Source organism: Sanguibacter antarcticus, from assembly GCF_002564005.1.
Classification (GTDB): Bacteria; Actinomycetota; Actinomycetes; order Actinomycetales; family Cellulomonadaceae; genus Sanguibacter; species Sanguibacter antarcticus.
Genome location: NZ_PDJG01000001.1, coordinates 3309290 through 3323670 on the forward strand (window position 1 = coordinate 3309290; position 14381 = coordinate 3323670).

General features: G+C 70.4%; 13 protein-coding genes. 6 read left to right on the top strand and 7 right to left on the bottom strand.

The window, feature by feature from the left end:
• Window positions 1-5: 5 nt before the first annotated feature.
• From ATL42_RS15135 to ATL42_RS15150, 4 genes are all read left to right on the top strand, one after another.
• On the top strand, window positions 6-1088 hold the full coding sequence (locus ATL42_RS15135; RefSeq protein WP_098456072.1) for an efflux RND transporter periplasmic adaptor subunit: 1083 nt from the start codon (window positions 6-8) through the stop codon (window positions 1086-1088).
• A complete protein-coding gene (locus ATL42_RS15140) occupies window positions 1085-1783 on the top strand; it encodes an ABC transporter ATP-binding protein (protein WP_098456073.1) in 699 nt (232 codons plus the stop codon). Before ATL42_RS15135 ends, ATL42_RS15140 begins: the two co-directional genes overlap by 4 nt.
• Complete coding sequence (locus ATL42_RS15145; RefSeq protein ID WP_098456074.1) at window positions 1780-2991, top strand: ABC transporter permease; 1212 nt, start codon at window positions 1780-1782, stop codon at window positions 2989-2991. Before ATL42_RS15140 ends, ATL42_RS15145 begins: the two co-directional genes overlap by 4 nt.
• Before the next feature lie 121 nt (window positions 2992-3112).
• Window positions 3113-3781, top strand: coding sequence for a hypothetical protein (locus tag ATL42_RS15150; protein ID WP_098456075.1), 669 nt, complete (start codon window positions 3113-3115; stop codon window positions 3779-3781).
• Between the two features lie 61 nt (window positions 3782-3842).
• On the opposite strand, the gene ATL42_RS15155 is transcribed toward ATL42_RS15150, so the two are convergent.
• The 4 genes from ATL42_RS15155 to ATL42_RS15170 form a co-directional block, all read right to left on the bottom strand.
• Window positions 3843-4802 carry a hypothetical protein gene (locus tag ATL42_RS15155; protein ID WP_098456076.1) on the bottom strand — a complete coding sequence of 320 codons (960 nt, stop codon included), beginning with the start codon at window positions 4800-4802 and terminating at the stop codon, window positions 3843-3845.
• A gap of 7 nt (window positions 4803-4809) precedes the next feature.
• Window positions 4810-6819, bottom strand: a complete 2010-nt coding sequence (gene acs / locus ATL42_RS15160; protein WP_098456077.1) for an acetate--CoA ligase — start codon at window positions 6817-6819, stop codon at window positions 4810-4812.
• Window positions 6820-7034: 215 nt separating this feature from the next.
• Window positions 7035-8420 (bottom strand): cellulase family glycosylhydrolase, encoded by a 1386-nt coding sequence (locus ATL42_RS15165; RefSeq protein WP_098456078.1) that lies wholly within the window; start codon window positions 8418-8420, stop codon window positions 7035-7037.
• Window positions 8421-8606: 186 nt separating this feature from the next.
• Window positions 8607-9422, bottom strand: coding sequence for a formate/nitrite transporter family protein (locus tag ATL42_RS15170; protein WP_098456079.1), 816 nt, complete (start codon window positions 9420-9422; stop codon window positions 8607-8609).
• 98 nt (window positions 9423-9520) lie between these two features.
• Between ATL42_RS15170 and ATL42_RS15175 the strand changes: the two genes are divergently transcribed.
• Both ATL42_RS15175 and ATL42_RS15180 read left to right on the top strand, forming a co-directional pair.
• On the top strand, window positions 9521-10630 hold the full coding sequence (locus ATL42_RS15175; RefSeq protein ID WP_098456080.1) for an NADH:flavin oxidoreductase/NADH oxidase: 1110 nt from the start codon (window positions 9521-9523) through the stop codon (window positions 10628-10630).
• Window positions 10627-11667: a zinc-dependent alcohol dehydrogenase family protein gene (locus ATL42_RS15180; protein ID WP_098456081.1), complete on the top strand. Its 1041-nt coding sequence runs from the start codon at window positions 10627-10629 to the stop codon at window positions 11665-11667. The genes ATL42_RS15175 and ATL42_RS15180 overlap by 4 nt, the downstream gene beginning before the upstream one ends.
• On the opposite strand, the gene ATL42_RS15185 is transcribed toward ATL42_RS15180, so the two are convergent.
• The 3 genes from ATL42_RS15185 to ATL42_RS15195 all read right to left on the bottom strand — a co-directional run bounded on the left by ATL42_RS15185 (window position 11645) and on the right by ATL42_RS15195 (window position 14183).
• On the bottom strand, window positions 11645-12142 hold the full coding sequence (locus tag ATL42_RS15185) for a response regulator (protein WP_098456082.1): 498 nt from the start codon (window positions 12140-12142) through the stop codon (window positions 11645-11647). The genes ATL42_RS15180 and ATL42_RS15185 overlap by 23 nt on opposite strands.
• Before the next feature lie 112 nt (window positions 12143-12254).
• Entirely contained in the window at window positions 12255-12761 is a 507-nt protein-coding gene (locus ATL42_RS15190) for a hypothetical protein (protein ID WP_098456083.1), read from the bottom strand.
• Window positions 12762-12785: 24 nt separating this feature from the next.
• Window positions 12786-14183, bottom strand: a complete 1398-nt coding sequence (locus tag ATL42_RS15195) for an NAD-dependent malic enzyme (RefSeq protein ID WP_098456084.1) — start codon at window positions 14181-14183, stop codon at window positions 12786-12788.
• Window positions 14184-14381: the final 198 nt, after the last annotated feature.

A 14381-nucleotide genomic window follows, 5' to 3' on the forward strand; every position in this document is an offset into this window, starting at 1 on the left:
TGCGCATGACACGTCGCAGACGCATGTTCATCAACAGCGCCCTCGTGGTGGCACTAGTCCTGACAGCCGGCGGCACCTGGTGGTTCCTCCGGCCCGCCGAAGCCGCGGCGACTCCCGAGGGGCAGAGCGTCCGGTCCTCGACCGCAGGCGTCGGGACCGTCACGACCACCATCGCGGCACAAGGCACCCTCCAGTCGGCGGCCGTCACCGACGTGTCGTTCGGGACGTCCGGCGCCATCGCGAGCGTCGACGTCGCGGTCGGTACCGTCGTCGCAGAAGGCACCCAGCTCGGCACCCTCGACCCGGCGACCGCCGCGGCGACGGCGTCGACGACGCTCCTCTCCCCGGTGGCAGGCACCGTGACCGCGATGAGCGGTGCGGTCGGTGACACGGTGAGCGCCGGGACCTCGTCCAGCGGGTCGGGCGCCTCGGACGCGGGGGCCGGTGCCTCGGACGCGGGGACCGGTGCCTCGACCGGCGCCTCCTCGGCGTTCGTGACGATCTCCTCGACCACGAGCCTGCGGATCACGGCGTCCTTCGACGAGTCGGACGCTGCTCAGCTCGAGGTCGGGCAGAGCGCCGACGTGACCTTCCCGGCGGTCGAGGGTGCCTCCGCCACAGCGACCGTGACGGCGATCGACCCGGTCGGAACCGCCACGAGCTCGGTCGTGACCTTCGGGGCGACCATCACGCTCGACGCTCCACCTGAGGGAGTGCGACTCGGTCAGACCGCGAGCCTGACCGTCACGACAGCCGAGGCCGTCGACGTGCTCACTGTCCCGAGCCAGGCGGTCACCATCGACGTGACACCGACCGTCGATGCCACGACCGGCGAGCAGATCGTCACAGGCACCGTCACGGTCCTCGCCGCAGACGGCACGCAGGCAGAGCAGGCGGTCACCGTGGGCGTCCAGGGCGACGCGACGTCGGAGATCCTCAGCGGTCTCGCCGAGGGCGACACCGTCGTCATCTCGGTCGACACCGCCGTCGGCGCCACAGAGACGACCACCGAGACCAGAGGGTTCGGCAGCAGCGCGCCCTCGGGCGGTACCGGCACCGGGCCGCAACAAGGAGGTGGGAACCGATGACCGCAGTCCTCGACATCCGCGACCTGCGACGCACCTACGGCGACGCCGGTCACGAGGTCCGCGCGGTCGACGGGGTGAGCCTTGTCGTCCAGCCCGGCGACTACGTCGCCCTCATGGGCGCGTCCGGCTCCGGGAAGTCGACCATGATGAACATCCTCGGCTGCCTCGACGTCCCGACCTCCGGGACGTACCTCCTCGACGGGATCGATGTCTCCCACCTCAGCGAGCGGCAGCTCTCGGCGGTCCGCAACCGGCGCATCGGCTTCGTCTTCCAGTCCTTCAACCTCATCCCGCGGATGAGCGCCCGCGCCAACGTCGAGCTGCCGATGGCCTATGCCGGCGTCTCGCCGCGCGAGCGCCGTGCGCGCTCCGACGCCGCGCTCGCGCGCGTCGGCCTCACCGACCGGGCAGACCACGACCCAGACGAGCTCTCGGGCGGGCAGCAGCAGCGCGTCGCCGTCGCTCGGGCGCTCGTCAACGCACCACGCCTCATCCTCGCGGACGAACCGACCGGGAACCTCGACTCGACCGCGACCGGCGAGGTGCTCGACATCTTCGCCGAGCTCAACGCGTCCGGCCGCACGATCGTCCTCATCACCCACGAGGACGAGGTCGCAGCCCACGCGCACCGCACCGTGCGCATGCGCGACGGGGTCATCGTCTCCGACGAGCGCACCGGAGGACCGCTCCGGTGAACCCGGTCGAGATCGTCCGTTCTGCACTGCGCGGGATGGCCGCCAACGCGCTGCGCTCTGTCCTCACGCTGCTCGGTGTCCTCATCGGTGTCGGCTCCGTCATCCTCCTCGTCGGGGTGGGCAACGGCTCCGCCCAGGCGGTCGCCGAGCAGATCGGGTCCCTCGGCACCACGACCCTCACCGTGCGGACGTCCGGCGGCGACTCGCGGGGCGGAGAGGGGGCGATCAGCTCGCAGGCGCTGACCGCCGACGTCGCCGACGCCCTCGCGAGCGACGACGGGACCGAGCACATCGACGTAGTCGTCCCGCAGGTGACCAGCTCCGGCAGCGTGACGTTCGGGAGCGCCACCCTGACCGCCCAGCTCGTCGGCAGCACCTCCGGGTACTTCGAGGCGACGTCGTCCAACATCGCCCAGGGCGTGAGCTTCACAGCGAACGACGAGGCCGAGGCCCGGCGCGTCGTCGTCATCGGCGCAGAGGTCGCCGAGACGCTCTTCGTCGACGTCGACCCCGTCGGCCAGCAGATGATCATCGGCAGCACCCCGTACGTCGTCAACGGAGTCATGGCAGCCAAGGACTCCGCCGGCACGACGAGCACCAACGACCTCGTCGTCATGCCGCTGAGCCGGATGGAGCAGTCCATCACCGGGTACGGCGACCTCACGTCGATCGTCCTCACCGCGACGAGCGCCGACGACGTCGAGACCGCGCAGATCGAGGCCACCCTCGTGCTCGACGCCGCGCTCGGCGTGCAGAGCGGCGACGATGCCCCGTACACGATCAGCAACCAGAGCGAGCTGCTCGCCGCCCAGGACTCCACCACGGAGACGTTCGCCGCGATGCTCGCCGCCGTCGCGGGCCTCTCCCTCGTCGTCGGCGGGATCGGGGTCACCAACATCATGCTCGTCACCGTGACCGAACGGACCCGAGAGATCGGCATCCGCAAGGCGCTCGGAGCGACCCGGGGCGCGATCCTCGGGCAGTTCCTCCTCGAGGCGACGCTCCTCTCGGTGCTCGGAGGCGCCCTCGGGGTCCTCGCCGCCTTCGTCGGCAGCACGGTCACGATCATGGGCGTCGAGCCCGTCATCGTCGGGTCCTCCGTGGTCCTCGCGCTCGCCGTCTCGCTCGGCATCGGCATCGTGTTCGGCGGCTACCCCGCCGCACGCGCAGCGATGATGCGCCCCGTCGACGCCCTGCGTCACGACTGAGGACGGGAGCCGTCCCCTCGACGAGCACCGACCACCGGCTCCGATCTGGACCCCCGAACCGCACGACCTCGCCGCACGACCAAACCCCACGACCTATCTGCACCACCGAAAGGGACACCCCATGGATGAGAGCACCATCCGGCCCACGCCCACGCCCACGCCCACGCCTGCAGACGGCAGCGCGCCGGACCTCCTGGCCACGGAGCCCGCGACATCCTCGGGCGACGGTGCGCTCGTCCTCGCCCCGCGGCGTCGACCGAGCCTGACGATGATCCTTGCCGGGGTCGCCGCCGGGGCCGTCTTGTTCGCTGGAGGGCTCCTCGTCGGCAACGCCACCGGGGGAGACGACACCGTCGCCGCGGGCACCGGTCGTGCAGGGGGCACCGATCGAGCTGCCGGGGCCGGGGCAGACGGCACCACCGAAGCAGGGGCCGCAGCACCGGGCGACGCGGCAGGCGGCGCCGCGCAAGGAGGCAACCGGGCGGCAGGCGCCGCCGGAGGCGTCACCGCGGGCGAGATCACCGCGATCGACGGTGGCGTGATCACCCTCACGGCAGCAGACGGCACCGCGATCACCGTGACGACCTCAGCCGACACCGCCGTCACCGTGACCGACGAGGCCGACGTCACCGCGCTCGCGGTCGGCGACACCGTCACTGTCGCAGGCGAGGCGGCTGACGACGCGTCTGTCGCCGCGACGGCCATCACCGAGGGCTCTGGAGCGCTGGGACTTGCCGGGAGGGCTGACGGCGCGACGGGCGGCGCTGCACCGGCTGTCGGAGGGAACTAGCACGAGGGCCCGCGATCTCGCGGGCCCTCGCAGCTAGACCGTCACCCCTGGTCGGTCGTGCTCAGACCTCGGTTTCCTGTGCCGCCTCGGTGCCTGTCGCGTGCGCGTGCATCTCACGCAGACGGTCCACCGGGGCGAAGAACGACGCGTGCTGCGGGTCGAAGTGGACGATGCGGATCCCGGCGTCCGTGAACTGCTCGAGCGCACCGATCGCCGCCGCGGACGGGATCCCCAGCAGCTTGTCGGTCTCCTCGAGCTCGAGCGACTGGGCGTACTCGGAGGCGCGCTGCGGAGTCGTGAACGCGATGATCGCGGGGCCCGCCGAGGTCTGCTCGGCGTACGGCTTCATCTGCTCGCCCTCGCCCCGGGGGATGAAGAACCAGTGCTCGAGGGCGAAGACAGCCTGCCACAGCGCGGCCTGCGTGGGGACGTCGTCCATGTGCTCGCGAGCACTCACGGCAAGGAGGTCGATCTCGGTCTCGGGCGGGGGAGCAGGCTGCTGGGTCTGCGTCACCGTCGCGGTGAAGTCGCGGGCCAGCGTCCGGACCACGGTGGGTGCCGCGCCGAACGGCACCTGGCCGGGGTTGAAGACGAACAGCTCGATCCCGGAGCTCTCGAGCTGTTCGGTGGCGCTCAGCACGTCCTCAGGAGGTGACGAGAAGACTCTCTCGGCGCCGCCGTGGCCGTCCTGCGCGAACTCCTGCGCGCGGGCCAGGTCGGTGAAGACCGGGATCGCGAGCTGTTCGTTGACGTGGACGGCCACAGGCCGGACCTCGTCCGACGCGTCGCGGACGAAGTACCACTGCTCGAGCGGGAGGATCGTGCGCCAGAGCACTCCCCACAACCGGCTCGCTGTCTCCTCGTCTGGAGCCTCGACGGCCTGGCGGGCGCGGTCGTCGAGCTCCTCCGGCGGGATCGCGGCCGGGTCAGGGCGCACGGGTGCTCTGTCCGCCGGTGGCGGCGAACCGACCTCCGGTGCGTCGAGCGCGAACAGGTCTGGCAGGGCGGTGGGATCAGTCACCCGAGCATCATCCCTCAGCCGGAGGTGTGGGTCTGGTCAGGCCGGTCGCGATGAGATCCATCACGGAGGCGTCGGCGAGCGTGGTCGCGTCTCCGACGGCACGGTGCTCCGCCACGTCTCGCAAGAGACGGCGCATGATCTTTCCTGAGCGTGTCTTGGGCAGCTCGGCGACCACGAGGATCGTCCGCGGCTTCGCGATCGGGCCGATCTGCTTCGCGACGTGGTTGCGCAGCAGCTCTTGCACGTCCTCGTGGACTGCACCGTCGGCGAACTCCGAGCGCAGGATGACGAACGCGACGACCGCCTGACCTGTCGTCTCGTCGGCGGCTCCGACGACCGCCGCCTCCGCGACCATCGGGTGGGACACGAGGGCGGACTCGATCTCGGTCGTCGACAACCGGTGGCCGGAGACGTTCATGACGTCGTCCACCCTGCCGAGGAACCAGATGTCCCCGTCTGCGTCCTTCTTCGCGCCGTCGCCCGCGAAGTAGATGCCACGGAACCGGGACCAGTACGTGTCCTTGAACCGCTCGAGGTCGCCCCAGATCCCTCGCAGCATCGCCGGCCACGGCTGGCTGAGCACGAGGTACCCGCCACCACCGTTCGCGACAGAGCGTGCGTCGTCGTCGACGACGTCCGCCATGATGCCGGGGAGCGGGGTCTGGGCGGAGCCCGGCTTGGCGACAGTCACGCCCGGGAGCGGCGAGATCATGATCGCGCCGGTCTCCGTCTGCCACCACGTGTCGACGATCGGCGTACGGTCCGCGCCGATGACGCGCCGGTACCACAACCAGGCCTCGGGGTTGATGGGCTCCCCGACGGAGCCGAGCAGGCGCAGGCTCGTGAGGTCGAACCTGTTCGGGATGTCTTCGCCCCACTTCATGCACGTGCGGATCGCGGTGGGTGCGGTGTAGAGGATGGTCACCTTGTACTTCTCGACGATCTCCCACCAGCGGCCCTTGTCCGGTGAGTCGGGCGTGCCCTCGTAGATGACCTGGGTCGCTCCGTTGAGGAGCGGACCGTAGACGACATAGCTGTGGCCGGTGACCCAGCCGACGTCCGCCGTGCACCAGTACACGTCTGTCTCGGGCTTGAGGTCGAAGACGAACTTGTGCGTGAAGGCGGTCTGGGTGAGGTACCCGCCCGTCGTGTGGAGGATGCCCTTGGGCTTTCCGGTGGTGCCCGACGTGTAGAGGATGAACAGCGGGTGCTCGGCCTCGACCCACACGGGGGTGTGCAGGACGTCTGCTGCTTCGAGCGCCTCGTGCCACCAGATGTCGCGCCCCTCGGTCCATGCGACGTCCTGGCCGGTGCGCTGCACCACGAGGACGTGCTCGACCGACGTCGCCTCGGCGCCCTCTCTCGCTGCGACGGCCTCGTCGACCGCGGGCTTGAGCGCTGAGGCGGAGCCGCGACGGTACCCGCCGTCGGCGGTGATGACCACCTTGGCCTCGGCGTCGGCGATACGGCTGCGCAGCGCGTCGGCGGAGAACCCGCCGAACACCACGGAGTGCGGTGCACCGACGCGAGCGCACGCGAGCATCGCGACGACGGCCTCGACGATCATCGGCAGGTAGATGACGACGCGGTCCCCGGACTCGACGCCGAGCGAGGCGAGGACGTTCGCGGCACGGGACGTCTCGCGCTGGAGGTCGGCGTACGTCAGGGTGCGCGTGTCGCCGGGCTCGCCCTCGAAGTGGATCGCCACGCGGTCCCCGCGCCCCTCGGCGACGTGGCGGTCGACGGCGTTGTACGCCGCGTTGAGCGTGCCGTCCGCGAACCAGCGGGCCACGGGGGCACCTGACCAGTCGAGCGTCTCGGTGAAGGGCGTCTTCCAGGTCACGAGGTCTCGCGCCTGAGCGGCCCAGAACTCGACGGGGTCCGCTGCCGCCTGGTCGTACATGTCGGCTGTCGCGTTCGCCTGCGCGGCGAACTCCTTGCTCGGCGGGAAGGTCTGGGTCTCGTGGTGCAGGCTCTCGAGATCCGGGGTGTTCCCTGACGCAGCTTCTTCTGGCACGACTACCTCCGGTACGCATCGACTCTGGTGCGGCTGACTGTGTCATCAGCGAGTCTAGTGGCCGGGTGGTCCGGTGCGCCCGAGATGTCGGGTGCCTGTCGCTCGAAAAGCGAGGCGGCTCGCGCGGGGAGGACCGACGAGCCGTGGCTGCGCCCCAGGGGTGGGCACAGCCACGGCTCATCGGCAGGAGGCCGGATCTCGGCTGCTCGGGCCGCTCAGCCGGCGGTGCAGGTGACCACGGGGGCGGTCGTCGGCGCGTTCCCGGTACCGATGAGGCCGAGCGTCGCGGAGCCGCCCGGTGCGAGGGAACCGTTCCATGCCGCGTTGGTCCCGGTGACCTCGGAGCCGGAGGACGCCGCCGTGCCTCCCCAAGACTGCGTGACGCTCGTTCCCGAGGGGTAGGTCCAGGTGATCGTCCACGCGCCGATGGTGGACGGTCCGGCGGTGACCGTCACCTGTCCCTGGAAGCCGCCCTGCCAGGACCCGATGACAGCGTGGGTCGCTGAGCACGCGCCAGCAGGTGGGTCAGTGGGTGTGGGCGTAGGTGTGGGTGTGGGCGTCGGTGTGGAGGTCGGGGTCGGGTCGGGGTCGGGCGTCGTGCCCGTGAAGATCGAGGCCTTCGTCGACGTGGCCTTGATGCCGTCGGCACCGTTGAACAGTCGCTCGCCCCAGGCGCTCAGCCTGTTCTTGTCGAAGCCGGTGGCGAGGTCGAGGTATTCGACACCGCCGCCGTTGCCGCTCCACGACCACCCGAGGTATCCGATCTGCAGGCGCTCGGCCTCGGCCAGGATGGCGTCTTCGTCGACGTCACCGTCGGAGTGGGTGTTGCCGAACTCGCCGACGATGAGCGGGAGGTTCTTGGACCGGAACGCCTCGAGATATGCCGTGACGGTGCTGCCCGCGGAGTAGACCCCGTACATGTGGACGGAGAAGACCGTGTTGCCGAGGGGGTCTGCCGCGGCGATCGTGGCTGCGCTGTCGCGCATCGTGCCTGCCCAGTCCTGACCCCATGCTGGGGCGTCGACGACGATCGCGTGCGTGAACCCTGCGTCGCGCAGGCGTGCGATGGCCGCGATGGTGTCTGTGGCGTACGACGCGTTGGTGGGGGCGTCGTTGCCGTACGGCTCGTTGCCGATGTTCAGCAGGACGTAGTCCTCTTGGCCGACGAGCGCTTCCTTGATGGAGATCCAGTAGTCGACGGCGTCGTCGAGCGTCGCTGCACCGGCCTGCTCGCCGTAGCCCGTGGTGTCGTGGACCTCGAGGACGGAGACGAGGTCCGCCTGCTTGGCGAGGCTGATGACGTTCGTGACGTCCGCGACGTCGTTGCGCGTCCATCGGTCGCCGCTCGAGAGCACGGTGCGGACCGAGTTCGCGCCGAGTGCCGAGATGTCGGCGAAGGACTGGGTCTTGTCGGTGTACCAGGTGTGCGCGTGGTTGACTCCGCGCAGGACGAGCTCGGTGCCGTCCCCTTCGTAGATGCGCCCGTCCTCGACGTGGATGCCGTCGTCGGTGGCGGCCAGGGCCGGACCGGAGAGAGGGAGCAGCAGAGCGGTCGCGGCCAGGGCTGCGACGACTCCCGTCAGTCGTCTGGTGAGGTTCATGGGTGGGCTCCTCGTCGTGGTTCTCAGGGAGGGTCGGTACGTCGGTGTGCCGATCTCGCCCTCAAGATCTAGCAGCCCGGCAGGCGCCAGATCGAGTCCCTAAACGATTCGAGAGCATACTTTGTCAAGTTATCGAAGGAAGTTCGTCGAGGTGTGGGCCTCGTCCGAGACGGTCTCCAGGGCGCTCTAGACCGTGGCGTCCACGCCGACAGTCTCGGTCGCGCGACGGCGCAGCGGGCCAGCGACGACGGCGTAGCCGAGCCCGACGATGAGCCCGCCACCGACGAGGTTCCCCAGCCCGACCACGCTCATGTTGCGGGCGAACTGGCCCCAGGTCGCCTCCGGCAGGCCTCCGACGAGGCCCAGCCCGAAGGTGGTCATGTTGGCGACGACGTGCTCGAACCCGGACGTGATGAACGCGAGCAGGCACCAGAAGATGACGATGAGCTTCGCGACCTCGGATGTGAGCCGGACGGCGGACCAGATCGCGAGGCACACGAGGATGTTGCAGAGGACCGCGCGGAAGAACAGCTCGGTCGTCGGCTCCTCGCCCTTCGCGGCGAGCATCCCGGCGATCATGTCGCCACCGGCAGTGCCCGGCGCGAGCACCCCCGAGAAGTGCACGAGGGTGGCGAAGGCGAACGCTCCGGCGATGTTCGCGACGAAGCAGAACGCGAGCGTCGCGCCTCCCTGCAGCCACGTGATGCTGCCGCGTGCTGCACCTTGGGTGAGCGTCATCATGTTGGACGTGGCCAGCTCGCCGCCCGCCACGAGGACGAGCGTCAGGGCGACACCGAAGACGAGCCCCGAGATCAGCTTGGTCGCGGCAGAGCCTTCCGCCTTGAACGGGCCGGCCGCGCTGACCATGAGGACGACCGCGACCCCGATGTACGCGCCGGCGAGCATGGACTGGATCGCATACGCGACAGGTCGACGGGTCGACGCGACCTTCGCTACGGCAGCGGCGTCCTGATATTCGAGGGCTTCTGGGATCGTGAGCACCCCTCAAGGATCCGGGACACGGCTGTCAGAATCGTGGGACCAATGGCCTCGGGCGGGTCGGCGGAATGCGTGCGCGCCGGACGGCGTTGCTATGACCCGTGGACTCTCCCCTTCTTTTCGCCCCCATCACTCTTCGCGGACTGACCGTCCCCAACCGGATCTGGCTCGCACCGATGTGCCAGTACTCCTCGACCGACGGGCTGCCCGACGCCTGGCACCTCGTCCATCTCGGCGCACGTGCCCAGGGCGGGTTCGGGCTCCTGCTCACCGAAGCGGTCGCGGTCGTCCCCGAAGGGCGGATCACCCCGCAGGACGCCGGGATCTGGTCCGACGCCCACGTCGCGGCCTGGCGCCCGATCGTCGAGTTCGTCCACTCCCAGGGCTCCGTCATCGGGACCCAGCTCGCGCACGCCGGCCGCAAGGCCTCGACGTTCCGCCCCTGGGCCGCGCAGCGCGGCACGGTCCCGCTCGCCGACGGCGGCTGGGAGACGGTCGGGCCGTCCGCCGACGCCTTCCCAGGCTTCGCCGCGCCCCGGGAGATGACGCTCGCAGAGATCGCAGCCGTCCCCGGGATGTTCGCGGAGGCCGCCCGCCGCTCGCACGACGCCGGGTTCGACGTCGTCGAGATCCACGCGGCCCACGGCTACCTCATGCACGAGTTCCTCTCGCCGCTCGCCAACCACCGCACCGACTCGTACGGCGGCACGCTCGAGAACCGCGCCCGGCTGCTCGTCGAGACGGTCGACGCCGTCCGGGCAGCCTGGCCCGACGAGAAGCCGCTCTTCGTCCGGCTCTCCGCGACGGACTGGCGCCCGGACGGCCTGAGCGTCGACGACGTCGCTCGCGTCGCGACGCTCCTCGGCGAGCACGGAGCCGACCTCGTCGACGTCTCGTCCGGGGGAGTGGCACCGGCCGAGATCCCCCTCGCCCCCGGGTACCAGATCCCCGCCGCACGGGATGTCCGCACGACGGCGGGCGTCCCGGTGAGCGCGGTAGGCCTCATCACCGACCCCGCCCAGGCAGAGCAGATCCTCGCCGACGGCTCGGCCGACGCGATCATGCTCGGCCGCGCCGCGCTGCGCGACCCGATGTGGCCGCTGCACGCAGCCCACGAGCTCGGCGTCCCCCCGATGGCGGCAGGCTGGCCGCCCCAGTACGAGCGCGCCGCGCCGCAGACCACCGCACCGCACACGAAGGAGACACCATGAGAGCCACGATCATCCACGGCAACCACGACGTACGCGTAGAGGAGGTCCCGGACCCGGTCCTCGTCGAGCCGACGGACGCGATCGTCCGCGTGCTCCTCTCGTGCATCTGCGGCAGCGACCTCTGGCCGTACCGCAGCACCCGGGAGCGCACGAACGGTCCCTCCCGCATCGGGCACGAGTTCCTCGGGGTCGTCGAAGAGGTCGGCGCCGACGTCCGCACCGTCCGCCCGGGCGACGTCGTCATCGCGCCCTTCATGTGGAGCGACGGCACGTGCCCGCACTGCCTGGCGGGCCTCCAGACCTCCTGCCTGCACGGTGGCGGCTGGGGAGAGAACGGGGTCGACGGCGGACAGGGCGAAGCCGTCCGCTGCCCGCAGGCCGACGGGACCCTCGTCGTGGCGCCCGTCGGCGAGGACGACGAGCGTCTGCCCGCGCTCCTGTCGCTCTCTGACGTCATGGGGACCGGGCACCACGCCGCGCTCGCGGCCGGGGTGACGCAGGGGTCGCACGTCGCGGTCGTCGGGGACGGCGCTGTCGGCCTCTGCGGGGTGCTCGCTGCGCACCGTCTGGGTGCAGAGCGGATCACGCTCCTCGGCGGACACGCTGACCGGGTGGCGGTCGGTCGCACCTTCGGAGCGACCGACGTCGTGAGCGAGCGGGGGGACGCCGCGGTCGCGCGGGTCATGGAGATGACCGACGGGCTCGGCTTCTCGCACGTCATGGAGTGCGTCGGCATGCAGGCGTCGTGGGACACCGCGGTCGCGATCGCACGTCCGGGCGGGACGGTCGGCTACGTGGGGGTTCCTGCGGGGATGACGACGGGGCTGCCGCTCGGGTCGATGTTTGGTCGCAACGTCGGTGTCCGTGGGGGCGTGGCGCCGGTCCGTGCCTATCTGCCGGAGCTCTTGCAGGATGTGCTCGACGGGGTCATCGACCCGTCACCGGTCTTCGATCTCCACCTGTCGCTCGACCAGGCGCCGGAGGGCTACGCGGCGATGGACGAGCGTCGGGCGATCAAGACGCTGCTGCGCCCGTGACGCACTCGGAGGGGCACTGAGCCGCGCTGAACTTCTTCGGGAGCGGCGCCGCGGCGACGGCAAGGAGCGACAAGACCCTGTCGCGCAGCTCGCGCGGCCGGAACGGCTTGCTGAGGTAGGCCTCCGCGCCGCGTGAGCGTGCGCGCTCCATGTCGATGGCGTTCGCGTTCGCGGAGATCATGAGGATGGGGATGTCGCGGGTGGGGGTGAGGTCGCGCAGGAACGCGGCCACGTCGAGGCCGTCGGCGTCGGGCAGGCCGATGTCGATGGTGACGACGTCCGGGATGATCCGCGACGTGAGGGCGATGCCTTCGGCTGCGGTGCTCGCTGTGTGCACCTGCATGCCGGCCCGGACGAGGATCGTCTCGATGAGCGCGCGGATGTCGGCGTCGTCTTCGACGACGACGGCGATCGGTGCGACGAGATGGTAGACACCCGCGTGGTCCGCGGGGGGTGTGTTCGTGTGCTGGTTCATGTGACCTACCCCTGGTATGTGAATTCAGTTTCACCTACTTGGGGTCAGTGAAGGTGGATCGGGCCGGGTGAAGTCGACGGAAGTGACCGCCGTCACAGCCTCGCCGGGGTGCTCAGGCTTCGGCGAGACCGTGGCCGATCGCGGCCAGCAGCTCCTCGACGGACGTGCTCCGCTCCGTCGCCGTGGCGTGCAGCACGATGCTCGCGCCCCGCAAGAAGTAGGCGAGAGCGCCGAGCGTCCGCGTCGTGTCCGAGGCGATCTCGGCGACGAGAGACGCGTCGATGACGCTCGTGCTCGTGAGGGTCAGCGACGCGTCGAGGGACTGGGCGAGGTGCAGGGCTCCGGGCAGGATCGCGAAGTCGGCGTCCGCAGAGCGCCGGCTCTCGGCGAGGGTGCCCTCCAGCGTGCCGTCGTACGCCCCGTGCCGTGCTGCGTCGGCCGCGAGCAGGTGCCAGAGGATGCGGCCCGCTGCGAGGGTGCACACGCGCTCGGCGAGGTCGAGCTCGGTGAACTCGTCCGTGTACCCGTGGTTGGAGTCCGGGAGCAGGACGTACCCGGTGAGCATCCCGAAGACGCGTCGCATGTGGTCAGCGGTGACGTTCAGGTCGAGTTCATCCATGGTCCGAGTATCCCGTCTGCGGGCTCAGGAGGGTGCACCCGCTCGCGCGGCGGCCTCGACAGCGGCCGCGACGACCGTGGTGACCTGCGGGTTGAACACGCTCGGGATGATGTACGTCGGGTTGAGCTCGTCCTCGTGGATGACGGACGCGAGGGCCTGCGCGGCTGCGAGCAGGAGCGTGTCGGTCACCCGGTGGGACTGGGCGTCGAGCAGACCGCGGAACACGCCGGGGAAGGCGAGGACGTTGTTGATCTGGTTGGCGAAGTCGCTGCGCCCCGTGCCGACGACCATCGCGTGCTGGGCCGCGTCGACCGGATCGACCTCCGGGCGAGGGTTCGCGAGCGCGAAGACGATCGACCGGTCAGCCATCGTGGCGACGTCGTCGGCCGTGATGACGTCCGGTGCGGAGACCCCGATGAACACGTCGGCGTCGGCGAGCGCGGCACGCAGCGTCCCCGTCAGGCCGCGCGGGTTCGTGTGCTCGGCGATCCAGCGCAAGGACGGGTCGAGGCCGGGACGCTCGATGCTGACGACGCCGGCGATGTCCGCGACGACGACGTCCTCGGCACCTGCGGCCAGCAGCAGCTTGAGCACGGCGGTGCCTGCCGCGCCGGCGCCCGACAAGACGATCCGTACGGTGCGCAGGTCCTTGCCGACGACCTTGAGCGCGTTGGTCAGGGCCGCCAGCGTGACGATCGCCGTGCCGTGCTGGTCGTCGTGGAAGACCGGGATGTCGAGCATGTCTCGCAGGCGACGCTCCACCTCGAAGCAGCGCGGTGCGGAGATGTCTTCGAGGTTGATCCCGGCGAAGACCGGGGCGATCGCCCGGACGGTCGCGACGATCTCGTCGACGTCGGTGGTGTCCAGGGCGATGGGGAACGCGTCGATGTCGGCGAAGCGCTTGAAGAGCGCGGCCTTGCCCTCCATGACGGGCAGCGACGCGAGCGGGCCGATGTTTCCGAGCCCGAGGACGGCGGTGCCGTCCGTGACCACGGCGATGGTGTTGCGCTTGATCGTGAGGCGGCGGGCGTCGTCGGGGTTCGCGGCGATGGCCTCGCAGACGCGGGCGACTCCCGGCGTGTAGATCATCGAGAGGTCGTCGCGGTTGCGGATGGGGACCTTCGACTCGATCTTCAGCTTGCCGCCGAGGTGGAGGAGGAAGGTGCGGTCGCTCACCGGGCCGACGGTGACGCCGGCCAGCCCGCGCAGCCCGTCGACGATCGTGGCGGCGTGCTCGTCGCCGCGCGTGGCGCACGTGACGTCGACGGTGATGCGCTCGTGCTCGGACGCGGTGACGTCGAGGGCGGTGACGATCCCGCCGGTCGTCTCGATGAGCGTGGTCAGCTCGCTGACGGCGGTGGGTCGGGCCTCGACCTCGAGGCGGACGGTGATCGAGGAGGACACGCTCGGCGTTGAGCTCATGCCGTCACCCTATCGCCGCGGCAGGTGCGCTGCGGGGAGGTGGTCTGCCGGTGAGGCGGTCTGCCGGTGCAGGACCAGCGGGGGCGAACGTGCTGACGGCGCCCCGTGCGGGACGCCGTCAGGTGAGCTGGAGCGACCGGGTATCAAGCGTGCAGGTAGTTTGCTGCAACGGGTCTAGCCCGGTCAACAAGTCCGTGA